This is a genomic window from Hyphobacterium sp. (assembly GCF_043584775.1).
In the GTDB taxonomy this organism is placed as follows: Bacteria; Pseudomonadota; Alphaproteobacteria; order Caulobacterales; family Maricaulaceae; genus Hyphobacterium.
In genome coordinates this window covers 552,965-577,140 of the sequence record NZ_CP121327.1, presented here as the reverse complement: position 1 = coordinate 577,140, position 24,176 = coordinate 552,965, and the positions used below count along the sequence as shown (strand labels likewise).

The window sequence follows — 24,176 nt, the reverse complement described above, 5'->3', positions numbered from 1 at the left end:
GAAAGAGCAAAGCCATGAACAACCAACTCCCCTCCCACACGGTTCGCGCCTACTCCGACGAACTCAATGCGCTGTCCGACGAAATCGCGCGCATGGGTGGACTGTGCGAAAGCCAGGTGACGGATTGCATTTCAGCGGTCATGCGCCGCGATCCGGAGCTGGCCAAACAGGTGGTCGAGGGCGATCACCGGGTCGATGAGCTGGAAACCGCGACCGAAAAGCGCGTTATCCGCATGCTGGCCCTGCGTCAGCCCATGGCCTCGGATCTGCGCGCCACCATCGCCGCCTACCGGATTTCCGGCGATCTGGAACGCATTGGCGATCTCGCCAAGAATATCGCCCGGCGAACCCACGAGCTGAACAAGTCGGAGCCGCTGGATCTGACCCGCAGCGTCGAACGCATGGGCAAGATGGTCGTCAGCAATCTGCACCGTGTGCTGGATGCGTTTTCCGCCGGCTCCGCAGAGGAGGCCGTCGCCGTCTGCCGCGCCGATGAAGAAGTCGACGAGCATTATAACAGCCTGTTCCGCGAGCTTCTCTCCTTCATGATCGAGGACCCGCGCACCATCACGGCCAGCGCCCATTTGCTGTTCGTGGCCAAGAATCTCGAACGTATTGGCGATCACACCACCAATATCGCCGAAATGATCCACTACCTCGTGACCGGCGCCGAGCTGCGCCGGGATATCCGCCGCGATTCCAACGACGCGGCCTGAGCCCGGAGATCAAAATGGACCCGCATATTCTGGTCGTTGAAGACGAAGATGCTCTCTCCACCCTGCTCCAGTACAATCTGGAAAAAGAGGGATATCAGGTATCCGTTGCCGCAGATGGCGAAGAGGCGCTGATACTGGCTGACGAGGCGACGCCGGACCTGGTTCTGGTCGACTGGATGCTGCCGAAACTCTCCGGCATCGAGGTCTGCCGACGCCTGCGCAATCGCCCGGAAACCCGCAATGTCCCGATCATCATGCTGACCGCGCGCGGCGAGGAAGCCGACCGTATTCGCGGTCTGGACACCGGCGCCGACGATTATGTCGTCAAACCCTTCTCGATGACCGAACTCTTCGCCCGCATCCGCGCCGTCATGCGCCGCATCCGTCCCGGCCTGGCCGACGACAAGGTCACTCATGGCGACATCACGATTGACCGGGTCGCCCATCGTGTGCGCCGCGGCGATCAGGAAATCCATCTCGGCCCGACCGAATTCCGGCTGCTGGACTATCTCATCCAGCACCCCGGCCGCGTTTTCTCGCGCGAACAATTGCTGGATGCCGTCTGGGGCTCGGACGTCTATGTCGAGGTCCGGACCGTGGACGTGCATATCGGACGTCTGAGAAAAGCCCTCACCGCCAGCGGCAGCCAGACCGACCCCATCCGCACGGTGCGCTCGGCCGGCTACTCACTGGATGCGAAATAGGCCCTAGAAATTCACGCGGCGCGTAGCCTGCAGTGCATCGAGCGCGGCTTGCGCGTCGGAGACTTTCCGCTTGCGCTTCTGTTGCGGCTGGTAGGCGATCTGGGCATGGGCCTCGCAATAGGCATCGCCCGCTTTCGTGCGGTGGCCGCAAAAACGGAAATCGCCACTGGCCGGATCACCGATGGGCCATTTGCACATCGAATCCTTCAGCGTCAGCACGGTGGCGAATTCACCATTCGGCAGACGTTCGGGCGCAGGCGCTTCAATCGCCGGCTCCATGACTTTGCGCGGCGCCGGCGCTTTTGCTTTCACCGGTGCGACGACGCGCGGCTTCGGAGTCCGCGCCGGACGGCTGGACGGGCGCGACGGTGCGGCGCGGCCGGACAGGCCGAGACGATGCACCTTGCCGATCACGGCATTGCGGGTCACGCCGCCAATCTTCTTGGCGATCTGGCTAGCGGAAAGGCCTTCAGCCCACAGCTTCTTCAATTCTTCAACGCGATCGTCAGTCCAGGCCATGTTTCGCTCCACCAGCTTTACGGTGATACTATGGGCGGTAGCCCCGCCTCCGTCATCCGCAATATGTTGTGTCTTGTCCGAGATACAGTATCCAGAACGCTTCTCACCACAAGATGCGCTTGCTGATTCGCCTGTGGAAAGCTGATTCGGATGCAGTTGACCGCCATCATCCGGCTCGCCGGATAGGCCTGCGCGTGCTAGGTGGCTGGCTATGACAGAGACTCACAGCACCCGCCCCGCCCCTGTACCGCGCCGCTTCGGGGCGCTCAACACGCTTGGCCTGTGGACGCTATACCTCAAGGAAGTAAGGCGCTTCTGGAAAGTGATGTTCCAGACGGTTTTCGCCCCGGTCGTGACCACCCTGCTCTTCTTCGCGGTGATCAATCTCGCCTTCGGTGAACGCCGCGGCGATATTGCCGGCGTGCCGTTTGCCGATTTTCTGGCCCCCGGCCTCATCCTGATGGGCCTGTTGCAGAACGCCTTTGCCAATTCCTCATCCTCCATCCTCGTGGCCAAAGTACAGGGCAATTCGGTGGATTTCCTGATGCCGCCCCTGTCCGCGCTGGAGTTGATGATTGCCTTCATCGCCGGAGCGATTACGCGCGGCGTGGTCGTGGCGGCCGCGACCGGCATCGTCATGGCTTTCTTCGTCGATCTGACACCGGCGCACATCTGGGCGATTGTCTTCTACGCGATTACCGGTGCATCCCTCCTAGGCATGGTTGGGCTGATTGGCGGTGTCTGGGCAGAGAAATTTGACCACATTGCCGTAATCACCAATTTCATCATCACGCCGCTGACCTTCCTTTCCGGCACCTTCTATTCCATCGAGGTCCTGCCCGAGCCCTTCTATACGCTCAGCCATATCAACCCCTTCTTCTACATGATCGATGGCTTCCGCTATGGCTTCACTGGTCATGCCGACGGCAGCATTCTGGCTGGCGTGCTGACCATTCTGGCGCTGAATGCCATCCTGATGATCGCCTCATATCTGGTATTGCGCTCCGGCTGGCGCTTGAAGAGTTAGCGAGACAGGCCTAGACGGCTTCTGGAATAACACCACACATTCAAGGGAGATCACTTCATGCCTGCACCGCTTATGGACACCTATGCGCCGCCGGATCTTGTCTTCGAGCGCGGCGAAGGCGTCCGCCTCTATACGGCTGAAGGAAAATCCTATCTCGACTTCATTTCCGGCATTGCGGTCAACGCTTTGGGTCACCACCACCCCAAGGCCGTCGCCGCTCTGAAAGAGCAGGCCGACAAGCTCTGGCATTTGTCCAACATGTTCAAAGTGCCGGGCCAGATCGAGCTGGCGAAAAAATACACGGACGCGACCTTCGCCGACCGCGTCTTCTTCACCAATTCAGGGGCCGAAGCTGTCGAATGCGCGCTGAAGACGGCGCGCCGCTATTTCTACGACAAGGGCGAGCCGCACCGCTATCGCATCATCACCTTCACCGGCGCCTTCCACGGGCGCACCTATGGCGCCATCAATGCCGGCGGCAATCCCGCCTATCTGGAAGGCTTCGGCCCCCGGATGGAAGGCTTTGACCAGGTCGAGTTCGGGGACCATGAGGCGCTGAAGGCTGCGGTGACCGAAGAAACCGCCGCCATTCTGGTCGAGCCGGTGCAGGGCGAAGGCGGCGTGCGCGCCATTCCCGATGTCTGCCTGCGCGGCTTGCGTGAGCTCTGTGACGAACACGGCCTGCTGCTCATTTATGATGAAGTGCAGTGCGGCGCCGGCCGGACCGGCAAGCTGTTTGCCCATGAATGGGCGGGTGAAGCCCGTCCCGACATCATGGCCGTGGCCAAGGGTGTGGGTGGCGGCTTCCCGATGGGCGCCTGCCTGACCACCGAAGAGGTCGGAAAGGGCATGGTTGTCGGCACGCACGGATCGACATTCGGCGGCAATCCGCTGGCCATGGCCGTCGGCAATGTCGTCTTTGACGAACTGACCGCGCCGGGCTTCCTCGACAATGTCAACAAGGTCGCCAATTTCATGCAGCAACAGCTGACCGGCCTCGCCGATCGTCATTCCGGCGTCGTCACCGAAGTGCGCGGCAAGGGCTTGCTGATGGGGCTGAAGCTCGTCGATGGCGTCGTCGCCAAACAGTTCGCTGGCATGGTCCGCGATCGCGGCCTGTTGATCGGTGCTGCGGGCGACAATGTCGCGCGCATGGCCCCGCCACTGGTGATCGATGAAGCCGATGCCAGCGAGGCCATCGGTATTCTTGATGACACGCTGAGCGAGGTTTCAAACTAGGCCTCATGTCGGATCCACTGGGTGAAGCAGACGATCTGGTCGCCGCCTTTCAGGTCGACGGTCACGCGGCGCGTGGCCGGATCGTCCGCATGGGCGCGGCGCTGGAGGATATCGTCTCTTCCCATGATCATCCCCCGGCGGTGAAAAGACTGGTCGGCGAAGCGGTATTGCTGGCCGCCCTTGTTGGCGACTCGCTCAAATTCGACGGGCGTCTCATCGTTCAGGCCAATGGCAATGGACCGGTGAATTTCGTCGTCGCGGAATGGAATTCCGGCGGAGCCGTGCGCGGCTTCGCCCAGTATTCCGGCGAGCCGGTCAGCGATGAGGCCGGCGTCGCCCAATTGCTCGGCACCGGATCGTTTGCGATGACGATAGATCCGGGCGACGACATGGAGCGCTATCAGGGCGTGGTGGCGCTGGAAGGCGACCGGCTGAGCCATTGCGCCGAGCGCTATTTCGAGCAATCCGAACAAACCCCCACCCGCATCAAGCTGGCCGTGGGGGAAAACGTCCAGACCGGCGGCAAGTCCAAATGGCGCGGTGGCGGGGCCATCCTCCAGCAGATTGCCGCAGACGATGCGCGCGGCGATGCCTCTGCCGACTGGGACCATTGCCGGGCCCTGTTTGAAACCATTGCAGATGATGAATTGATCGATCCGGATATTTCAGCGGCCACGCTGATCTATCGTCTCTTCCATGAAGATGGGGCCCGCCTGTTTGAACCCCGGTCGCTGACCAAGCACTGCCCGTGCAATCGGGACCGGCTGGTGGAAATCCTCGCCCGATTTTCCGAAGACGAGCAGGCGGAGATGGAAAAGGACGGCAAGATCGGCATGACCTGCGAATACTGCAACCAGCTGTTTGAATTCACGCCGGACGATGTCGACGCCGCCAAGGCCTCATGACTGCCAGAAGCGCGGCGTGAACAGGATCAACACGGTCAGGACTTCCAGCCGCCCGATCAGCATATTGGCCGACATCACCCATTTGGCCGCATCCGGCAAGGGCTGGAAGGTTCCGGCCGGGCCGATGATTTCGCCGAGGCCCGGACCGACATTCGCCAGCGTCGCCGCCGCCCCTGACAATGCTGTGGTCGTATCCAGCCCGATTGCTCCCAGAATCGCCGCTGACAGCGTGAAAATGGCGATAAAGGCGAACAGAAATCCCAGCACGGAATAGACGGTTTCCGGCGAAACCGGCCGCCCGCCATAGCGCAGCGGCGTGATGGCACGCGGATGCGCCAGCGAGACCACGTGCTGTCGGATCGCCAATATCGCGATCTGATAGCGGAAAATCTTGACCGAACACGTCGTCGATCCGGCACACCCCCCGGCAAACATCAGGACGAAGAAGGCCGCCGTTGCCGGCGCGCCCCAGACCCCGAAATCGGCTGTCGCATAACCGGTGCCGGTGATCACCGAAATCGTGTTGAAGGCGGCTGTGCGTATCCCCGCTTCCGGCGCATAGACGTCGGCGGCAATAACGAAGATCGACATTGCCACAATGGCGGCAATGACAAGCGTGAAAAAGCCCTGGACCTGAGGGTCGCGCCACAAGGCCGCCGGGTGTCCCCGCACCAGCATCAGATAGGCCGCGAATGGCAGGGCCGCCATCAGCATGAAGACCATGGCGACATAATCCGCGCCGCCCTCGGTAAAGGCGCCCATGGACGCATCGCGGGTGGAATATCCGCCGGTGGCCACCGTCGTCATGGCATGGGCCATGGCATCAAATCCGTTCATGCCGGTGGCGGCATAGGCCATGGCGCAGATGAGCGTCAGCGCCAGATAGATCAGCGATATCGCGGTCGCAATCTGGGCGGCGCGCGGCAAAACCTTTTCCGACGAGGAATCCGAGGATTCCAGGCGGAAAAGCTGCATCCCGCCCACGCCCAGCAGCGGCCAGATCGCCATCGCCGTGACGATAATACCGATCCCGCCAATCCATTGCAGAATGGCCCGCCACATCAGGAAGCCGGGCGGGCGCGCATCCAGCCCCGTCACAACCGTCGCGCCCGTCGTGGTCAGCCCGGAGATCGCCTCGAACAGCGCATCCGTCCAGCTCAGCTCATGTCCGCCGAACCGCATCGGCAAGGCCGCAAAAATCGCCAGCACCAGCCAAGACCCCGCCGTCACCAGAAAGGCCGAGCGCGTCGTCAGATTGCGGTCCTCCGTGCGAACGCCCAGCGCCACGGCCATGCCCAGGAAGCCACCAACGGCAGACGACCAGAAAAAGGCCGAGGCGCTGTCCATCGCGCCGGCATTCATATCCATGAAAGCCGGAATCAGCATGGCCGCCGATATACTGGCCACCATGATGCCCAGCACAAACAGGACGGATCGGACCGATGCGCTCATCAGATATCGTCTAGCCGATTAATGGACGGATGTCCGGTCATACGGGCTGTCGAGCGAAAAGGCCGGTATCGCCGCGTCAAACCGCCCGCCGGATGCCAGCGACATTTCAAAACTGCCGCGCATGAAACCCGATGGAGTCTTCAGCGACGATCCGGATGTGTAGGAATAGCGCTGGCCCGGCTCCAGAATGGGCTGCTCACCGACCACGCCGGGACCCCGTACCGTCTCGACCTTGCCGGTCGCGTCCGTGACCAGCCAGTATCGGGAGACAAGCTGGACCGTCTCATGGCCATTGTTTTCGATCTCGATCGTATAGGCCCACATGAAGAGCTGCCGGTCAGGGTCGGATTGATCGTCCAGAAATTCCGGCGTCACCCGCACGGCCACGCCGCGGGTTTCGCATTCATAACGGGCGATTTCATGTGCCTTGACCATGGACGGATGATCCCCTCGAATGCCGGAGGCTTCAAGTCCCGCATTCTGCACTTTCTCGCAAGCGTATAATCCCGTAACCAAGGAACCGACTCTTTTGCGGTAATGGACGCCCTCATGAGCATTGCTGGCATTCTGCCCGATACCGAAATCACCGAACTGGCGGCCGAAGGCGGAATCCGCTGCAACCTGCCTTTCGTCGACAATCAGGTCCAGCCCGCCAGCCTCGACCTCCGCCTCGGCCATACCGCCTATCGCCTGCGCGCCAGCTTTCTGCCGGGCCAGAGCCGGACCGTTCAGGACGTGCTGGACAGCGGTCTGGTCATGCATGAGCTGGATCTCAATGGCGGGGCCGTTCTGGAAACCGGCTGCGTCTATCTGGTCCCGCTGATGGAGACGCTGACGCTTCCCGAAAATGTCAGCGCCGCCATGAATCCCAAGAGCTCGACCGGTCGGATTGATGTTTTCACCCGCGTCATCGCTGATCAGGCCACAACATTTGATCATGCGCCTGCCGGCTATGTCGGGCCACTCTATGTCGAAATTTCACCGCGTACCTTCTCCATCCTCGCCCGTCCGGGCGATCGTCTGGTGCAGGCGCGCTTCCGTCGCGGCTTGCGGCAGGCCACGCGCGAAATCACCGTCTCGGTGGATCTGGAAGGCTTTGATGGCAAGGTCGGCTACCGCGCCCGGCGTCATTCCGGCCTGATTGATCTGGCGAAAATCGGCCAGCATGATCCGCGCGATTTCTGGGAAGAGATCGACGTTCGGCAAGGCCGCATGATCCTCGATCCGGGTGAATTCTACATTCTGGCCTCACGCGAACCTGTTATCATCCCGCTGGACGAAGCGGCTGAAATGGCGCCCATCGCGCCCGAAATTGGCGAGTTCCGCGCCCATTACGCCGGCTTTTTCGATCCCGGTTTCGGCGTCGCCGAAGCGGGCGGCACGGGCGGGCGGGCCGTTCTGGAAGTCCGGGGCCGCGATGTGCCCTTCTTCCTCGAACACGGACAGGCCGCCGCGCGCCTTGTCTATGAACCCATGGCCGCCCGACCGGCCCGGCCCTATGGCACGATGGGCTCCAACTATCAGGCGCAGAAGCTGAAATTGGCGAAATATTTTTCAAGCTAGGGAAAACGCTTGCGAGCGGGATGCCGGCAGCCGTAAAATCATCCGCGATGCGGGTGTAGCTCAATGGTAGAGCAGAAGCTTCCCAAGCTTACGACGAGGGTTCGATTCCCTTCACCCGCTCCAGCTTTCTCCCGGTTTCGACGGCATAAGAATTCCCTTTGGTGCGGTCGTTTCTCTGCTAGGCTTTGCCGGACGGCGCACAGAGACTGAGGGCCGCCGGGCTCAGGGGATTATCATGAAATCAATGCTATCCATCGCCATGCTGGCCTCGGGCCTTGGCAGCGCAGGCGCGCTGGCCAACTCACCGCTGACCGACGCCCTGTCCGACTATCTCGGCACCTGCTGGGCCAACCGGCAGCCACAGCAATATGCCGACGAGATCTATTGCTTTGAGCATCTGGAAAATGATTTCGTGCGCATTCTTCGGCAGAATCCGGGTCCGCACGGCATGTTCTATAATGAGGAGCATCTGTTCTGGGATGCTCAGGACGCGCGTATCCATTCCGTCATGTACACATCCGGCGGACATGTGATCGAGAGCGATGGCGCGCTTGGCGAGGATCGTGTCACCCTCTTTGGCTATCGCGAGGAAACCGGCGAATTGTTTCTGCGCATGCACTGGGGTCCGGTCACCGGCGAGTCCGCCAGCTTCATCCGCGAGCAATATCTCGGCGAGGATTACGGCGGCTGGATTACAGAAGACGAGCGTGTGTTCACGCGCCAGCCCGCCGCCACAGGCGAGGAGCTGGCCAGCACCCTTTCCGGCAACGCCACATTTGGCGAAGCGATAGAGGCCTTCAGCCCTTTGATGGGAGCCTGCTGGTCGGCCTCCTTCGACGACTCAGCGGCGGTCGATACGCACTGCTTCACCGATCTGCTCGGCCGCTATGTGAGGGACCGCCACGTCGTGCCCGGCACGCCGGATTATTCCGGCGAGACCGTCTTTCACTATGACCGGGAATCGGGCGGACTTGTCTTTCGCTACGTGAATTCCATCGGTGGCCACTCGATCGGCTCTGCGACCCTTACGGACAATGGAATTGAATTTGGCGAGGAAACCTACACATCCCCGGACGGCCAGGAACAGACCTTCCGCGGGCGCTATTACGACATGTCAGATGCGGGCTATTCCAGCCAGACCGAACAACTTGTCGATGGCGAATGGGTCGTCGTCTCCGAACAGCGCTTCACCCGTGCCGCTGGACCGGACGCGGAATAACGCCCGCTTCGCCCCCCCGATGAAGCAAATGTCAGGTGACTCATGCACAAGGATTTCCAGCCCGACACGCCCCCGGAAGCCGAGATCGGATTTGCCGATTATCTGAAAGTGGATATTCGCGTCGGCCGGATTGTCCGTGCCGAGGCATTTCCCGAAGCCCGCAATCCCTCCTACCGGCTCTGGATCGATTTTGGGCCGACGATCGGGGAGCGCAAGAGCGCGGCCCAGATCACCGTGAATTACACACCGGACGATCTTGTGGGTCGCCGCATCATGGCCGTGGTCAACTTCCCGCCACGCCAGATCGGGCCCATGCGTTCCGAAGTGCTGGTGCTCGGCTTTGCGGACGAGACGGGCGCCATCCGGCTGGCCCAGCCGGATGGCGATGTCCCCTTGGGTGCCCGTCTCGCCTGATCAGGCTTTGACAGACGCGGCCTCGTCGCGCTCCAGAACGCGAAGCGCTCTGGAATCCGCCGACAATCCCTTCCAGAGACTGAAGCAGCATACCATCAGGACAATGGTGAAAGGCAGGCCGACGGCAATTGTGCCAGCCTGCAAGGCCTGAAGCGCCTGCGCGCCGCCACCATACAACAGAACGATAGCGATCAGCCCTTCAATTGATGCCCAGAAAATGCGCTGCGGAACCGGAGCATTGAGCTTGCCGCCAGCGGTAATGCTATCAACGACCAGAGACCCGGAATCCGATGAGGTCACAAAAAAGATCAACACCAAAACCACGGCAAACAGGGAGGAGATCGAGGTCAGCGGAAGGTTTTCGAGCATGTGGAAGAGGACGAGCGAAACCTCGTCTATGCCGTTCGCCAGCTCACCAACGCCGGTCTCAGCTTGCAGAAGCGCCACTTCGCCGAATGTTGTAAACCAGACGACCGTGACGATCAGCGGCACAAAAATCACCGAAAAAAGAAACTGCCGAACCGTCCGGCCTTTGGAAATGCGGGCGATAAACATGCCAACAAACGGTGACCAGGATATCCACCATGCCCAATAGAAAATGGTCCAGCCATGGAACCATTCGGTATCGTCACGACCGATCCAGTTTGAGAGCGGAATGAAATCGCGAATATAATTGAGCGTATTATCCCAGAAGCCGGTCAGTATGAGCAGTGTCGGACCAACGGCGAACACAAACAGCAGGAACATTCCGGCCATCGCCATATTGATATTGGACAGCACCTTCACGCCGCCATCCAGCCCACGAACGACGGAACCAATGGCGATGGCGGTAATAAAGGCAATAATGGCCACCTGCAGACCAATTCCGGCTTCAATGCCAAAGATATATCCCAGCCCGCTGGAAATCTGTTGTGCGCCCAGACCCAGCGACGTTGCCAGCCCGAAGAGCGTGGCGATCACGGCCAAGAGGTCGATCAGATGGCCCGGCCAGCCCCAGATCCGGTCACCCAGCAGCGGATAGAAAGCCGAGCGCACGGTCAGGGGAAGCCCCTTGGAAAACGTGAAATAGGCCAGCGCCAGGCCCAGAATAGCGTAGACCGACCAGGCATTCAGTCCCCAATGGAACATTGTCGAGCTTAGCGCCAGATCATGCGCTGCCGGCGTTTCGGCTTCTACACCCAGCGGCGTGCCGAACCAGCCTGTGTAATATGCCAGCGGTTCTGCGGCACCCCAGAACATCAAGCCAATACCTATCCCAGCGGAAAAAAGCATGGCAAGCCAGGATATCGTCGAAAATTCAGGTTTGGCGTCCCGTCCGCCAATTCTCAGTCGCCCGAGCGGCGATAGCATCACAAAGAGTGCAAACAAAAAGATGATATTCACCGCTGAAACAAACAGCCAGTCGAATGTCGCCAGCACCCAATCGCGTGAGGCAAAAAGGATGGCCGAGGCTGAATCCGGAAAAACCAGCGTCAGGCTGATAAAACTGATCACCAACACCGCAGCGATAAAGAAGACCGGATTATGAACATCGAGTCCGAGAACTTCGACGTTGTTTTCTCCGGTTTCATGGGTGGTCTTGTAATGTCTTCCGGGCATAAATCAGGCCCCTCCTGACGGGTTTGACAAATCGGGTCCAAGCGCGGCTTTCAGGGGATCAAGCCACGGCTCGAAATGCCGCCATTGCTCGACCCCGTCCTTGTAGATGGGCTGGCGCACCTGTTCGGAAGACGCCGTCCGGACAGCGCGCCGTGTCTTGTGAAAATCGATGCAGGCCTGCTCGAAGGGCAAACCGCAGAATTCAAGAATGCGATGGACCTGGGTCTCCAGATCATCGACGACATCCTCGTGATGCACGCGCAGAATCTGGCCGGGCAGCACCGCGTCCCAGTGGTCCATCAGCGCGACATAGTCCTTGTAATAGCGGCCAATCTCTTCGAGCCCGTAGGTGAATTCCTGCCCTTCGGCGAAAAGCTGTTTGAAGCCGGAGAAACAGCAGGCCATAGCACCGCGGCGGGCATCAATGATTTTCGCATTCGGCAGGATCAGCTTGATCAGGCCGATATGCCGGAAATTGTTCGGCATCTTGTCGGTAAAGAAGGGCGCGCCTTGCCGGTGAATACGCGTATTCTCGATATAGTCCTCGCCCAACGCTTGCAGCTTTTCCGCATCCAGATCGTGCAGGACGCGCGGATAGAAGGTCCGGTCGCTGACCCGCTTGCGCCCGCGCAGACGATGCGACAGTGCAAGGATATTGGGCAATTCCAGCGTGCCATCGACCTGACTGTGAGAGGCCAGAATCTGTTCAATCAGGGTCGAACCTGCACGCGGCAGGCCGACGATGAAGATCGGGTCCGGCGCGGGGCATCCCTTGCCGCCCTGTTTTTCAAACAGATCCGGCGTACAAATGCTGGCCTGCGCCGCCAATTCCTCTTCCATCTGATCGGATTTATAGCGCGTCTGGACCCGCTTCAGGTCATTCCCGCGCTCGTAATATTCAAACGCCTTGGCATAATCCTTCCGGTCCTCGAAGGCCTTTCCGAGCGCGAAACAGAGATAGATCCGGTCCTGGAACCCGAGATCGGTGCCGGCCTCCTGCGCCTGCATGGTCGCCAGCTCGTCATCGGAGAAAGCATAGGTCTTGAGATTGGCGAGCGCATACCAGGCATCGCCGTGATCCGCCTTGATCCGGGCGGCAGACTGATAAGAGGCAATCGCTTCATCCTGCTCGCCCAGCGTTTTCAGCGCATGGCCGCGGGAAGTCAGCGTGGCGGCATCTTCCGGCAGGGTTTTCAGGATGGTCTCAAACAGCGACAGGGCTTTTTCATAATCCCCGGTCTGCATGGACTCGATTGCCAGATGCGACTGGAAGAGCGGATTGTCAGGGTCGCGGTCATAGAGCGCCCGCGCCTGAGTCAGCGCCGCCTCGAATTTCTGACGCTTCCGCAACACATTGATGAAATCGAGCCGGACCTGGATATTGTCCGGATCGAGCTCGAGCGCGGTTTCCAGCAGGAAATCGGCATCTTCCAGCACACCAAAGCGCGAGCCGATTTCCGCCAGCAATCGCATACCCTCGATATCATGCGGGTTTTTCTGCATGAAGCTGCGGCAGAGCTGCTCGGCTTTCAGTAACTTGCCCTCATAGAGAAGGTGCGTGACCGAAACGAGATCGCGCGGCAAGGCCTCCAGCCGATTCACTTGTGCTTCGGCCTGGCCGGCTTCTGACGTCCGGCCCATGGCGCGCAGAATGTCCGCTTGCGATTTCCAGCTGGCGATCAGCGCCGGATTGAATTGGCAGGCCCGCTGATAGGCGAGCAGAGCGCGCTCCGCTTCTCCCGTATCGCGATAAAGATGACCCTCTTCCTGATAGGCGCGCCCGAAGTCCGGGGAGACCCGTTTGAGGGCATCAAGATCGGCCCGCGCCGATTCGGGCTTCTTGAGATAACGAAAACAGACCGCCCGCATATAGAGCGCGTCCACCGGCTCGGCTGTCTCGGCGACAACATCATTCAGGAGCGCTACGGCATCTTCGAAATCACCCGCATACATGAGCGATTGGGCCGATTGCATCGGGTCGGTTTGGGTCTCGTTTCCGTCGGGCAAATGTCTGTCCTGTCTGAAAAAAGTGGGCGCTCCGCCAAAGTGCGGAACGCCCACTCTACTGGTCAGCCGTACTCAGCCAAGGGCAGGATCAATATTGAACGCTGACGCGCACGCCCCAGGTCCGCGGCCGGGCAATCGTCACCCGCTCACGGTCATAGACGAAGTTATTGCTCAGCTCGGCCCGTTCATCCGTCAGATTGTCGACGAAGGCTTCGACGCTCCAGCGATCGCCGGTGAGACCGGTCGAGAAGCTGGCCATCGTGTAGCCTTCCAGATCAATCTTGTTGATCTCGATGACATCACTGACCGAATCCCCCGAGACGATGAGCTGTGGCATGACATGGGCGGTCAGACCGTTTTCAAGCTCCCACTCGTAGCGGGCACGGATATTCCCCTGGAAGTTCGGCGCAAACGCCAGTTCGGAGCCGACCAGCACATCATTGGTCGGGGTCAGAACTTCGGTGATTTCCGTATCCAGGAAAGAGAAGGCGCCCGTCACGGTCAGGCCCGGCATATCAGTAGGAGCCCAGGTGACATCGCCTTCTACACCGCGGATTTCGGCATTGGCCGCGTTATCCGAGAAGAAGAGGTTGGTGATCGACGGGTCGAAAATCGTGGTCTGCAAATTCTGCACATCCACGAAGAAGGCATTCCCGTTGAAGCGCAGCTGATTGTCCAGAAGGTCCAGCTTCCAGCCAAACTCGTAATTGGTCACTTCGTCGGTATCCAGCGCGAACGGAACGGTAAAGCCGTTCGGTCCGGCGGCACCGCCTGGACGGTTCAGGAGACCCGGACGGAAGCCTTCCGAATAGGTCGCATAGAGCATTATGCCCTCACGCGGCGTCCATTGACCGGTCGCCTTGTAGATCACGCCATCCGTGGCTGCGGTATCGGGCGCGCCCAGCGCCGCTGCGGCAGCAGCGGGAATCCCCGGTGCATTCGGATCGGTATAGGTGATGCGCGCCGCGTCATTGCACGATCCAATGAAAGTGAAGGATCCGTCGCCATCATAGAGGTCGGAAATATTCGTACCGAAGGCGTTTTCATCCACACCGCTGGAGTTACAGAAGGATGAATTGGCGCTGCCTTCCAGGTCCACTTCGATATCATAGGCGCGCGCCCCAAGCGTCAGGGCGAATTGCTCGTTCAGATCGAACGTCACCTCACCAAACAGGCCCAGCTGCACGTCAGTGCGCAAGACATCGTTCCGGAAAATCACACCCGCCGGGAAAGGTCCCGGATCGGAGTTGTAGACACCCGGCTGCGGGAAATTGTCCGGGAAACCATTCAGGCCAAACAGATTGATGTTCTCCGAGCCCGGATAGGTAAAGTCATTGCGTTCCGCCAGTTCCAGATCGCTGTAGAACCCGCCAAACGTGGCGCGGACGCGGCGGTCTTCCGGCGTCGTGAAGCGCAATTCCTGGGTAAAGACGGACGTCTCTGTCGTCGAATTCACATACAGGTTTGGCGCCTGACACGTTCCGGTCGGGTTGTTGCCCGCACCCGGATAGGACACCGAGCCGTCACAGATATAATACGGCAGGTATTGGCCGACGAAGAGATAGTCGGAATAGTCGACCCGCTGATCGGTCTGCCGATCCGTATAGGCACCGGTATAAACCGCATCCAGCATGCCGAGGCGGCCTTCCAGCGTCCAGGACGTATTGTGGAAGTCATCCTCCAGCTCGTCCTGTTCATAGCGCTGGATTTCCAGATCGCCGAGTGTCGGGTCGGAGAAGAAGACCCCGTCGGATTCCAGGCTCTGGCGGCTGTGCGTAACCCGCAGGCTGAAGTCCGGAGTGATGTCCCACAGGCCGCTGACGCGGAAACCCTGATAGACGGTGTCATTGAAGTTTTCCTCGACGAGACCGGCATTGTCGGCCGTCAGGAAAGTGACGCCGGACAGATCGGATGCGGCCTGGAAACCGGCCCGGTTATTATTCACCGGCACGCCGTTGGCGCGCACTGTCCCGGCGGCGCGGAAGCGGGCACTTTCCCGTGCGGTCCGCGTTCCCGCGACATTATCGATATAGCCGCCCTGGCTGTCGACATAGACGACGCCGCGAAGGGCAAAATTGTCGGATACGGGGAAGTTCACGACCGCTTCGACATTATTGCTCATCTCACCGTTTTCGGTGAAGGAAGTGCCAAAGCGTGCAGAGGCTTCAAAGACGCCGATCAGCGGTTCATTGGTGATCATCCGGACCGTACCGGCCTGCGAGCTGGCACCATAAAGCGTGCCCTGCGGTCCCGGCAGAACCTCGACGCGATTGATATCAGCGGCATAGACATCAAGATTACGGCCCGGCTGGGCGAGCGGCTGCTCATCGAGATAGAAGGCCACATTCGGGGCCAGGCCGGCCACACCTGCCGTTGTCAGATTCGGCGTCGTTGATGCCAGACCGCGAATGTAGATCGTGTTCTGCCCCGGGCCCGAGCCCCCTGCCGTCACACCCGGCAATTGCTGGAGATAGTCGGTGAAGACATCGACACGCAGTTCATCGAGCGTGTTCTCCCCCAGCGCGTTGACCGCAACCGGGATCGTCTGGGTGCTGGATTCGCGTTTGGTGGCGGTCACCGTGATGGTCTCGACCTGTGCGGCAGCAGTGCCGGTCACGGCCGTCGCCACAGCGAGAGATGAAAGAATGGTGGTCGTCAGCGCGCGCTTCTTGAGCATGGCTCTCAAATACCTCTTGTTATTTTGGATGAGCGGGGTCTAGGCGAAGCCGCTTGCCTTGGCTAGGCTTTCGTAGATATCTAAGCTTTATTGCCGAGGTACATGCTGCAATCGCGAAGACGACAACATGCTATATACTCAATCTTTTCAGCATGTTCTGTAATTTGTTGCATTACGACAACACCTTCGGGTCCGGATTCACGGTGTTTTGCGTGTAAAGTCACGCCCCGTATATGTTTCGTTGTCGAATGATTATTTTGAGCATGTTTCCGGTTTGGCAAACCGCCTAATAATATCGTGTTCGGACGAATCTGGAGACCTAGTATGAGCCGGCAGGATGATGTGTTGATTGCGGTCCGCCGGATTATGCGGGCAGTGGATCTGCATTCGAAAAAGCTGATGAAAGCCAGCGGCCTGACCTCTTCACAGCGTGTGGTTCTGCAAACGCTGTCACAGAGCGGGCCGAGTACGCCGGGCACAATTGCCCGCGATGTATCGCTTAGTCATGCGACCGTCACCGTGATTCTCGACCGGTTGGGCGAGCGGGGATTGATCACGCGGCAACGCAGTCAGACGGATCGGCGCAATGTTATGGTCGATATTACCGATTCCGGGCGGCAATGCCTGGCGGATGCGCCGGAAGCCCTTCAGGCCGGCTTTCTCAAATCCTTCGGCGACCTCGCCGACTGGGAACAGCTGATGCTGATCGCCTCTCTGCAACGCGTCGCCGAGCTGATGAGCGCAGAGGATGTTGATGCTGCGCCGATTCTGGATGTCGGGGATGTCCGGCGCACTGGCATGGACGATTCCGGCAACGGCGCGCCCCCGGCTGATGGCGACTCCAGCTGACACCGTTCTGAAAACATGATCCCCTCCATGACTCATTCGGCGTTAGTTTACAGCCCACAAGCAACCGATTGAAAACGTTAGCGCCATTAGCGCATCAGTTTACACGTAACCGTCTGAATTAGCTTGCAGAAAGCATAACTACGAATCTGGGGGTCGGGAGTTCGAATCTTCCCCGGTGCGCCATTCTTTTCAATGGGTTAGACGTTTTGTGAAATTGGCGAAAATGTCCGTGGGCGCACCATGGGCGCACCGATATATCGCGCTGCAAAATGTTGCGATGGGATTCAGGAAGCATATCCATGATTATCCTGCTGAGCTGCCATTGTGTTCTACTGTAGCCCACCACTCATGTGATTAAGTCGATTTCACCATGAGTTGGGTGCTCGCCTCGTCCAGGGTCGAATTTGGACGATCGGCATCAGGCTTGACCTATGCCATCCGCTCAGCTGCTTGCCGGGTTGCATCCCGTGCAAAACGACGTCAGTTCCAAAAAGTGCGGATCGAGAATCCTATGAGCCCCAAAAAAAGCCATCCGCGCACAAGGCGAAGTTCCTATAATAGGACCAGTCGGAGCAATCAAAACTAGTATTATTCCCTATCAACCGGGACCATCAACATCACACGAACGCCCATAATACCGTTCATTCTTAAAATGAGCAGTTCACGCCTTTCCATCTGTTTCCTTATCAGCAGTAGCGCTACGCAATCGACCTACACAAACGCCGCTATTTCTAGCTGTTTGGTGGCGCTTAATTCAGAAAGGTTGAGACACGAAATGAAATTTGTAGCACTCACAACCACCACTTTCATCTTGTTTTCGAGCACTGCTGCGGCACAGGATAACTATGTCTCAGGTCAATTTGGCATACGCGCCGTCGAGGAAACTGACGGCAGCTTGCAGAGCGGCTCCATTGATCTGGAACTCGCGAATGCTTCGTACTTCTCAGGAGTTTTTGGTCATCAGTTCGATCATGTGCGGATTGAAGGCGAGATCTCCCGTCGCGGCGGCGACTTTAACGCCTTGACGATCAATGGCACTGATGTCGGGGCCGCCGGGAGCGGTCTGGCGGCCACCGGGGTTATGGCAAACATACTGTATGATTTTCGGCCGGAACATGAATGGACCCCCTACATTGGGGCAGGCTTGGGAGTGGCTCGGGTTACGGCCGATTTCTCAGGTGCGGGCGGCACTATTGATGGTGACGCCACACCATTAGCCTTTCAATTGATCGGCGGCCTCTCTTACGACATTTCGTCTTCGGCGACGCTTTTCGCCGATCTGCGCTATTTTCGGGCACAGGACACCGAGTTCACTCTAGTAGCACCGCTTGGCACCTCTACGGTAACCTTCCAATATGATGGATATACGCTTGGTGCCGGTCTGCGTTTTCTGTTTTAGGCCGACAAATTGCGAAAGCTCGCTTAGTTAGAGGGGCGATTTCCTCAAGGGATTAAAGAGCCCTAAGATTCTGCCGGTTACTGACTGTTGCGGATACTATTCATGCCGAGATTGGCCAATGCGTGCAACTAATTCGCAGCGCTCGGAACGGTTTGACGGTCTGAATTTCAAATCTGCCATCTAATCAAATTGTGCAGTTTTGGGTCTGTAGTCTGGTACCCAGGAGAAACAAGGGTTTTGCGCTGAACATGAGCGTTTTGCGCCGGAAGGTTTGGACAGGCCTATGCTTTGCTATAATTCTGGATCGACTTTGGTTGTGGGGGCCGGACAACTGTTCGCAGAGTCGAAATCCTGGTTAAACCAATGGACGAAACGGCGTTGCGTATCTTTGCCGGTTCGGCTGCTCTGCATGTGTGTCTGCTTTTTGGCAGCGAGTCCCGCTTTGGCTCAAGATGGACCGAGTTTTCGCATGGGCGATAATCCGCTCTGGGCGGATGTAGTAATTGAGTCAGGAAATTGGCAGCCCATGGACACCATGAGCGAGACGCCCGAGGGAATATTTTGGATACGCCAGACAATTGAATTACCCCCGGGATACAGTCAGTTTCATGATCCGGTCATCGTCCTCGAATCCCATGCGGCTTACCAGATTTTCTGGGACGGGCGTATGATCGGCCAGTCCGGACAGGTCGGAGAAACTACGCAGGATGAAACGCCCGGGTTCGCGCGGGCGGTTTTTGGCCTGCCGCCGGCTTTCATGACGGCTGGTTCTCACATTCTAGCGATACGGGCCTCATCCATGAACCGGGCACCGGGTCAGGCGTTTTTCCTTACGGTAGATTTTGCTGATGCCGGAACGCTAATCCGAGGTGAACGCCACCGAAGCGCATTGGCCGGTGCCGCAGCAGGTCTGTCTCTGTTACTGATAGTGCTATTTGTTTATATCGCCACTATTCGTCCCGCGGATCGCGGTCGTTTTCTGCTTGCGGCAGGGCTGTCCGCTGCAGCGCTGGCGATCATCACGCTTGAGCTGTCCACACAGGCTTTCGCTTTCAACTATTCGTACACCTACTGGCTGGAGCGCTTGGCAGCCTTGCCTGCCGTGATGCTATATCTGGGGCTTCCACTTTTCGTGGCGCTGCGGTTCGAGTTTCGAAGACTTTATCTGTGGCCGGTTCTTGCAGGCGCCGGACTCTTGGCAAGCCTGTTTGCGGGTCAAGTGGTCGCAGCCGATGCCGACCTGATCGCTTTCGCGGCGCTCTGTCTTTTGGGCATGGTTATGGGTATGACCATGATGAGAGCGGCTCGACGCAATGCCGTGGTGATTTTCGGTGCATTTGGGATTTGTCTGATCGCTATTTTCCTGGACCGGCAGAATCTCTCCCTCTTCCTGGTAGCGATAGCCATTCTGCTTTCTGCCGAGCTGGTTTTTGATCTGGTGTATCAGGAAATCCGGATGGCCCGGCTATCCGCCAAGGCCAGCCGCCTTCAGGTCGAAGTGCTCAGCCGTCACATTCAACCGCATTTCATCATGAATTCGCTGACAACGGTGATGGAACTTTACGAGACCCGTCCCGACGAAGCGGTCGGTTTCATCGAGGATCTGGCCACAGAATTCCGCCAATTCGCCCGGATGGCAGACCAGACCCTGGTCACGCTGGATCGAGAAGTCGACCTTTGCCGCGCTCATGCCGGGTTGATGTCACGGCGTATGGGAAAGGACCTCCGGGTACTGGTTGACATCTCGGACATGCAGGCAAAGTTGCCACCCGGCGTGATTCACACCCTTCTCGACAATGCGCTGACACATAACAGCTATGATGGACCCGAAATTGCCTTTCATCTGGCTCAGTCTTGTGACGATAAGGGGACGGCGTATGTTTTCACCGCACCGATGGGAAAGCGCACCAGCCACACTGATGTCTCGAGCGGGACAGGAACGCGATACATAAACTCCCGGCTTAACGAAGCGTTCGGGAGCCAGTGGTCCATGAAGGCGGGCCCGGAAGGAAATAACTGGGTAACGCGCATTCACATCGAGGCGCACTCATGACCCCATCCGATATATCATCTGTCCTGATCATCGAGGACGAACCGCTGATTGCGCAGCGCCTCGGACGCATGTGCGAGGAAATCCTGCCGCCCGGCTGCCAGATTGAATTTGCTACCGATACTGTCGCAGCGCTGGGCTGGCTGGATACACATACCGCGGACGTCATTTTTCTCGACCTCAACCTCAAGGGCGAAGATGGATTTGACCTGATCCGCCACCTTTCCAGTTATGCCGCGCAAACGATCGTGGTTTCGGCGAATACTGATCGGGCCATTGAGGCTTTCGAATTCGGGGTGGTGGATTTCGTGCCAAAGCCTTTCAGCAAACAGCGCCTGTCGACCGCCATCGACCGCTTGGCACTGACATTGCCACCGGGTCAGACTGCCCTCAAATACGTCTCTTTCCGGGTCGCCGGAAAAGTTCGCACCTATCGGGTCGAGGATATCCTCTCCATTTCTGCCGATGACAAATACAGCCAGATCACAATGGTGGATGGCGAAACCCTGTTCCACGACAAGGCGCTAGGCGCGTTCGAGCAGCGCCTGCCAGATCGATTCATGCGCGTCCATAAATCCCATATCGTGAATCTGGACCGGATTGCCGCGTTCAGATCGGCACCCGGCAGCCGCTATCTGATCGATCTCGATGGCGGAAGCAGTGTTCCCGTCAGCCGGCTGCAAGCGCCGGTTTTGCGTAAAATTATCGCCTAACTTCGTATTTTTGAGACCCCGACGCCCGCTTTGAGCACTTCGCGAAGTGTTGTTTGAAGTTAATCGCCGGCGCGGGCACTTCTCCACCTGAACCGCAGATACGCCGCGCCCGCGGTATGGAGAATCAAATGAAAAAAATTCTTTCAATGACGTGCGCATTTGGCTGCCTTGCCTTTTCAACAGCCCTTGCCGCCCAGGATATGACCATGGGTGGTGGCCCACTGATTATGAATGCGCGCCTGCACCCGGCATATGACGATGCGGCCCTCGGTCCGGAAATCAATCGCGCGATTTCGGAACTGGGCTTGCAGGAGCAGGCAGAGACCACCGCCGCCGCCTTTACGCGGGACAACGCCGTGCCTCTGGGCTTCCCGCTGAGGGCGTCCGCAGGTGCTGAGGACGCGCAGATCCATGCCACCGTCAATTTTGTCGATCTCAATACTGTCGGCGGGGTCACGCGCGATTATAATTGTGGCGCACGCACCTATGACGGCCATAACGGCATCGACTATCTTGCTGCGCCCTTCTGGTGGGACAGGATGGATCAACGCGATGCCGAGGTTGTCGCTGCCGCTCCCGGCGTGATCCTTTTCAAGATCGATGGCAATTTCGACCGCCAGTGCCGCACCAATAGCAGCCAGGATAACCTCGTTGTCATCCTGCACGATGATGGCCTGGTCGGCGTCTATCGGCATCTGAAGTCCGGATCGCTGACCAGCGCAGAAGTTGGCAGCCGGATCGAGGAAGGTGATTTTATCGGTATCGTCGGAAGCTCGGGCTCGTCAACCGCCCCGCATCTGCATTTTGAAACGCAAATTTATGATGCCAATAATCCGGGTGGCGGGCAGGTCGTTGATCCGAATGCCGGTTCGTGCGGAGGGGGCACGTCGCTTTGGCGCCACCAACCTGCCTATTTTGACCCTGACGTCCTGTCCATTCGCACCCATGCCTTGCCGCCGGTTGTCTCGTCCTTCGCATCGGCCTGCGTCGCCGACCAGCCGAACTTTGCCGATCGCTTCCAGCCGGGGCAGCAAGCCTACTGGGCAGTCTATCTGCGCAATCAGCGCCCGGGCGAACTGGTTGAGCTTGAGGTTTTCCGGCCCGATGGCTCCAGCTTCCAGAACTGGACGCTGGGCACGACGCTTACAGGGTTTCAACCCTTTTCCTACTGGTATGCTGGCGCCCAACTGCCGGCCAATGCCCCGACAGGACGCTGGCGTTTCAGCGCAAGGTTCGCTGACCGGACGCTGGAACGCATGTTTCTTGTCGGCAATGAAAACGTGACCGGGGATGTGAGAGTGCGCGCATCTGTCCTCCCGGCCAGCCGGTCCGTTCGCTCCGGAACCCCTGCCACGGCCTTCGCAACGGTGCTTAATGCCGGTGCCCAGGATGCGCTTGGCTGCTCTATTCGAACCGCTCAGCCCTTTGATGGCGGTTTTGAATATAACGAGACCAACTCGGCAACCAATGAAGTCACCGGTACGACCAATGCCCTGTTTGACCTGCCATCGGGCACGTCACGATCCTTTGTGATCGCCGCTCAACCTGCAACCGGATCCGTCGGGGAATCACTGGACCTGACTCTTCGATACGATTGCGCGAATAGCGATGCCGCCCCGGTAATTGTCGGCGTCAATTCTCTACGTCTGTCCTTCGAGGCTGCGGATCAGCCCGACATGATCGCGATTGCAATCACGCCGGATCAGAATGGCATACTCACGCTGAATGGCACCAACCGGCCCGGCGCATTTGCGGTGGCCACTGCAAATGTCGGCAGCGCTGGCACGTTGACCGTCAGGCCTCGGATTGCCGGTCTAGACGCTTCAAACGTGACGCTGACGATCTGTGAAACCAATCCGGCATCAGGTCAGTGTCTCACTCCTCGTGCAGCTTCGGTGCAGCGGTCCTTTGCGACCAATGAAACCGCCAGCTTTGCGATCTTTGCGGCTGCCGCCAGTCCGATCAGCTTCAGTCCAGCCACACGGCGGATATTCGTAGAAGTAAGGGATAACGCCAGCGTTTCGCGAGGATCGACCAGCATTGCAGTGCGCACAGCTGCCAACTGACCCAAAGCCTTTTAGAAGAAATGGAGAGTCGTGATGCTGGCATTGTTTATCATACTGGCGGCTTTACAGGAGTCGGACGGGAACTACGCTGACGTGCGGCGCATAATGGTCGAAGCCACCGTGGATGTGGATTATCAGCCGGAATTTCCTGCTTTGGACAATGGACACAACACAACTGTCCTGATCGATCGCTATCACGATACAATCTACAGGATTGATGGGATTGCTTCCGGAACCTCGACCTTGCTCGAAATTCTCGCCGCGGATGGATTTCAGACTGCCTATCTTGATCAGGCCATTTCCGCAGAACGTTTGGCTGAATCAGATGTTCTGTTCATACACGGGCTTCCGAATGAGGAGGTCCAGCTTCCAAATGGCGGCACGTTCTGGCGCTCGCCTCTGGCCGCCGGGGAAATTGACTCTGTTGTTCGCTGGGTGGACGGCGGCGGGGGGCTTTTTCTGAGCCTCAGCCATTTTCCAAATGGCAGTGGTGCCCTGCCCCTACTGGAGGCGTTTTCGGTCAGGTTTCGCGATGGCTACATTTATTCGGACAGCTATCCGAGCTTTACCGATCCGGTGAACGGACATTGTTCGCACTATTTCGGCCTTTCATCGCAGGACCATACGCTGAACACAGATCACCCGCTTCTGCAGGATGGACTTCCGGTGTCGCGTGTTGATCTTCATTGCGGCGCCGGCGTTTTCCGCGAAGCAGAGGACGTCGTGCTAGGCTTTCCAGCGGGATCGATTAATTATGATGCAACAGGGCAGATATCAGAAACGTCAGATTTTTATGCCGGCATGATAGCCTTCAACTACGGTGCCGGGCGGGTCGTAATTGCGACTGACCAAGGATTGTTTCGAGACTTCATATTTGAATTCGACTCCGGAGATCAGGTCTTTGTCACGATAACCGGCCCTGAAAACGATAATGCGAATCTGTTTGTAAATACCGTGCGGTGGCTGTCGCCAAACCTCAGATAGTTGCCTCTCGATTTTTCGGTGCAGTTAGACCTAAGCGAATGCGTGGGGCGTGTCAGATTAAACCATGAGTTATA

At 58.4% G+C, this 24,176-nt stretch carries 20 protein-coding genes and 1 tRNA gene; 15 read left to right on the top strand and 6 right to left on the bottom strand.

Annotation, left to right across the window (positions count from 1 at the left end):
- Window positions 1–14 precede the first annotated feature (14 nt).
- Entirely contained in the window at window positions 15–716 is a 702-nt protein-coding gene (gene phoU, locus P0D52_RS02725; RefSeq protein ID WP_394693909.1) for a phosphate signaling complex protein PhoU, read from the top strand.
- 14 nt (window positions 717–730) lie between these two features.
- Window positions 731–1,420 carry a phosphate regulon transcriptional regulator PhoB gene (phoB, locus tag P0D52_RS02720; protein ID WP_394693908.1) on the top strand — a complete coding sequence of 230 codons (690 nt, stop codon included), beginning with the start codon at window positions 731–733 and terminating at the stop codon, window positions 1,418–1,420.
- Window positions 1,421–1,423: 3 nt separating this feature from the next.
- On the opposite strand, the gene P0D52_RS02715 is transcribed toward phoB, so the two are convergent.
- Window positions 1,424–1,939, bottom strand: coding sequence for a GcrA family cell cycle regulator (locus P0D52_RS02715; RefSeq protein ID WP_394693907.1), 516 nt, complete (start codon window positions 1,937–1,939; stop codon window positions 1,424–1,426).
- Between the two features lie 211 nt (window positions 1,940–2,150).
- On the opposite strand from P0D52_RS02715, the gene P0D52_RS02710 reads away from it, so the two are divergent.
- The 3 genes from P0D52_RS02710 to P0D52_RS02700 are packed head-to-tail and all read left to right on the top strand — an operon-like array spanning window position 2,151 to window position 5,110.
- A complete protein-coding gene (locus P0D52_RS02710; protein ID WP_394693906.1) occupies window positions 2,151–2,966 on the top strand; it encodes an ABC transporter permease in 816 nt (271 codons plus the stop codon).
- Window positions 2,967–3,023: 57 nt separating this feature from the next.
- Entirely contained in the window at window positions 3,024–4,205 is a 1,182-nt protein-coding gene (locus P0D52_RS02705) for an aspartate aminotransferase family protein (protein ID WP_394693905.1), read from the top strand.
- Window positions 4,206–4,210: 5 nt separating this feature from the next.
- Window positions 4,211–5,110 (top strand): Hsp33 family molecular chaperone, encoded by a 900-nt coding sequence (locus P0D52_RS02700; RefSeq protein WP_394693904.1) that lies wholly within the window; start codon window positions 4,211–4,213, stop codon window positions 5,108–5,110.
- Here the strand turns inward: P0D52_RS02700 and P0D52_RS02695 are convergent.
- Both P0D52_RS02695 and apaG read right to left on the bottom strand, forming a co-directional pair.
- Window positions 5,105–6,562 carry a TrkH family potassium uptake protein gene (locus P0D52_RS02695; protein ID WP_394693903.1) on the bottom strand — a complete coding sequence of 486 codons (1,458 nt, stop codon included), beginning with the start codon at window positions 6,560–6,562 and terminating at the stop codon, window positions 5,105–5,107. The genes P0D52_RS02700 and P0D52_RS02695 overlap by 6 nt on opposite strands.
- A gap of 18 nt (window positions 6,563–6,580) precedes the next feature.
- Window positions 6,581–6,997, bottom strand: coding sequence for a Co2+/Mg2+ efflux protein ApaG (gene apaG, locus P0D52_RS02690; protein ID WP_394693902.1), 417 nt, complete (start codon window positions 6,995–6,997; stop codon window positions 6,581–6,583).
- A 114-nt stretch (window positions 6,998–7,111) separates the two neighbouring features.
- On the opposite strand from apaG, the gene P0D52_RS02685 reads away from it, so the two are divergent.
- The 4 genes from P0D52_RS02685 (at window position 7,112) to P0D52_RS02670 (ending at window position 9,758) form a co-directional block, all read left to right on the top strand.
- A complete protein-coding gene (locus P0D52_RS02685; RefSeq protein WP_394693901.1) occupies window positions 7,112–8,125 on the top strand; it encodes a 2'-deoxycytidine 5'-triphosphate deaminase in 1,014 nt (337 codons plus the stop codon).
- A 49-nt stretch (window positions 8,126–8,174) separates the two neighbouring features.
- A tRNA-Gly gene (locus P0D52_RS02680) sits at window positions 8,175–8,248 on the top strand.
- Between the two features lie 112 nt (window positions 8,249–8,360).
- Window positions 8,361–9,344 (top strand): hypothetical protein, encoded by a 984-nt coding sequence (locus P0D52_RS02675; protein WP_394693900.1) that lies wholly within the window; start codon window positions 8,361–8,363, stop codon window positions 9,342–9,344.
- 42 nt (window positions 9,345–9,386) lie between these two features.
- A complete protein-coding gene (locus P0D52_RS02670) occupies window positions 9,387–9,758 on the top strand; it encodes a tRNA-binding protein (protein ID WP_394693899.1) in 372 nt (123 codons plus the stop codon).
- Here P0D52_RS02670 and P0D52_RS02665 read toward each other — a convergent pair whose 3' ends face one another.
- The 3 genes from P0D52_RS02665 to P0D52_RS02655 form a co-directional block, all read right to left on the bottom strand.
- Complete coding sequence (locus tag P0D52_RS02665) at window positions 9,759–11,357, bottom strand: BCCT family transporter (RefSeq protein ID WP_394693898.1); 1,599 nt, start codon at window positions 11,355–11,357, stop codon at window positions 9,759–9,761.
- 3 nt (window positions 11,358–11,360) lie between these two features.
- Window positions 11,361–13,331, bottom strand: coding sequence for a tetratricopeptide repeat-containing sulfotransferase family protein (locus P0D52_RS02660; RefSeq protein ID WP_394694753.1), 1,971 nt, complete (start codon window positions 13,329–13,331; stop codon window positions 11,361–11,363).
- Window positions 13,332–13,452: 121 nt separating this feature from the next.
- A complete protein-coding gene (locus P0D52_RS02655; protein WP_394693897.1) occupies window positions 13,453–16,041 on the bottom strand; it encodes a TonB-dependent receptor in 2,589 nt (862 codons plus the stop codon).
- A 324-nt stretch (window positions 16,042–16,365) separates the two neighbouring features.
- Between P0D52_RS02655 and P0D52_RS02650 the strand changes: the two genes are divergently transcribed.
- The 6 genes from P0D52_RS02650 to P0D52_RS02625 all read left to right on the top strand — a co-directional run bounded on the left by P0D52_RS02650 (window position 16,366) and on the right by P0D52_RS02625 (window position 24,102).
- Entirely contained in the window at window positions 16,366–16,890 is a 525-nt protein-coding gene (locus tag P0D52_RS02650; RefSeq protein ID WP_394693896.1) for a MarR family winged helix-turn-helix transcriptional regulator, read from the top strand.
- 775 nt (window positions 16,891–17,665) lie between these two features.
- On the top strand, window positions 17,666–18,289 hold the full coding sequence (locus P0D52_RS02645) for an outer membrane protein (protein WP_394693895.1): 624 nt from the start codon (window positions 17,666–17,668) through the stop codon (window positions 18,287–18,289).
- Between the two features lie 283 nt (window positions 18,290–18,572).
- Window positions 18,573–20,342: a histidine kinase gene (locus P0D52_RS02640; RefSeq protein WP_394693894.1), complete on the top strand. Its 1,770-nt coding sequence runs from the start codon at window positions 18,573–18,575 to the stop codon at window positions 20,340–20,342.
- Window positions 20,339–21,052: a LytR/AlgR family response regulator transcription factor gene (locus P0D52_RS02635; protein ID WP_394693893.1), complete on the top strand. Its 714-nt coding sequence runs from the start codon at window positions 20,339–20,341 to the stop codon at window positions 21,050–21,052. The genes P0D52_RS02640 and P0D52_RS02635 overlap by 4 nt, the downstream gene beginning before the upstream one ends.
- 128 nt (window positions 21,053–21,180) lie before the next feature.
- Window positions 21,181–23,118: a peptidoglycan DD-metalloendopeptidase family protein gene (locus P0D52_RS02630; protein WP_394693892.1), complete on the top strand. Its 1,938-nt coding sequence runs from the start codon at window positions 21,181–21,183 to the stop codon at window positions 23,116–23,118.
- A gap of 33 nt (window positions 23,119–23,151) precedes the next feature.
- Complete coding sequence (locus P0D52_RS02625; RefSeq protein ID WP_394693891.1) at window positions 23,152–24,102, top strand: hypothetical protein; 951 nt, start codon at window positions 23,152–23,154, stop codon at window positions 24,100–24,102.
- The last annotated feature ends 74 nt before the right edge of the window (window positions 24,103–24,176 follow it).

Bases quoted from the DNA above. Each gene is read 5' to 3' on its own strand.
- phoU (WP_394693909.1), top strand. From the start codon at position 15: ATGAACAACCAACTCCCCTCCCACACGGTTCGCGCCTACTCCGACGAA.
- phoB (WP_394693908.1), top strand. From the start codon at position 731: ATGGACCCGCATATTCTGGTCGTTGAAGACGAAGATGCTCTCTCCACC.
- P0D52_RS02715 (WP_394693907.1), bottom strand. From the start codon at position 1,939: ATGGCCTGGACTGACGATCGCGTTGAAGAATTGAAGAAGCTGTGGGCT.
- P0D52_RS02710 (WP_394693906.1), top strand. From the start codon at position 2,151: ATGACAGAGACTCACAGCACCCGCCCCGCCCCTGTACCGCGCCGCTTC.
- P0D52_RS02705 (WP_394693905.1), top strand. From the start codon at position 3,024: ATGCCTGCACCGCTTATGGACACCTATGCGCCGCCGGATCTTGTCTTC.
- P0D52_RS02700 (WP_394693904.1), top strand. From the start codon at position 4,211: ATGTCGGATCCACTGGGTGAAGCAGACGATCTGGTCGCCGCCTTTCAG.
- P0D52_RS02695 (WP_394693903.1), bottom strand. From the start codon at position 6,562: ATGAGCGCATCGGTCCGATCCGTCCTGTTTGTGCTGGGCATCATGGTG.
- apaG (WP_394693902.1), bottom strand. From the start codon at position 6,997: ATGGTCAAGGCACATGAAATCGCCCGTTATGAATGCGAAACCCGCGGC.
- P0D52_RS02685 (WP_394693901.1), top strand. From the start codon at position 7,112: ATGAGCATTGCTGGCATTCTGCCCGATACCGAAATCACCGAACTGGCG.
- P0D52_RS02675 (WP_394693900.1), top strand. From the start codon at position 8,361: ATGAAATCAATGCTATCCATCGCCATGCTGGCCTCGGGCCTTGGCAGC.
- P0D52_RS02670 (WP_394693899.1), top strand. From the start codon at position 9,387: ATGCACAAGGATTTCCAGCCCGACACGCCCCCGGAAGCCGAGATCGGA.
- P0D52_RS02665 (WP_394693898.1), bottom strand. From the start codon at position 11,357: ATGCCCGGAAGACATTACAAGACCACCCATGAAACCGGAGAAAACAAC.
- P0D52_RS02660 (WP_394694753.1), bottom strand. From the start codon at position 13,331: ATGCAATCGGCCCAATCGCTCATGTATGCGGGTGATTTCGAAGATGCC.
- P0D52_RS02655 (WP_394693897.1), bottom strand. From the start codon at position 16,041: ATGCTCAAGAAGCGCGCGCTGACGACCACCATTCTTTCATCTCTCGCT.
- P0D52_RS02650 (WP_394693896.1), top strand. From the start codon at position 16,366: ATGAGCCGGCAGGATGATGTGTTGATTGCGGTCCGCCGGATTATGCGG.
- P0D52_RS02645 (WP_394693895.1), top strand. From the start codon at position 17,666: ATGAAATTTGTAGCACTCACAACCACCACTTTCATCTTGTTTTCGAGC.
- P0D52_RS02640 (WP_394693894.1), top strand. From the start codon at position 18,573: ATGCTTTGCTATAATTCTGGATCGACTTTGGTTGTGGGGGCCGGACAA.
- P0D52_RS02635 (WP_394693893.1), top strand. From the start codon at position 20,339: ATGACCCCATCCGATATATCATCTGTCCTGATCATCGAGGACGAACCG.
- P0D52_RS02630 (WP_394693892.1), top strand. From the start codon at position 21,181: ATGAAAAAAATTCTTTCAATGACGTGCGCATTTGGCTGCCTTGCCTTT.
- P0D52_RS02625 (WP_394693891.1), top strand. From the start codon at position 23,152: ATGCTGGCATTGTTTATCATACTGGCGGCTTTACAGGAGTCGGACGGG.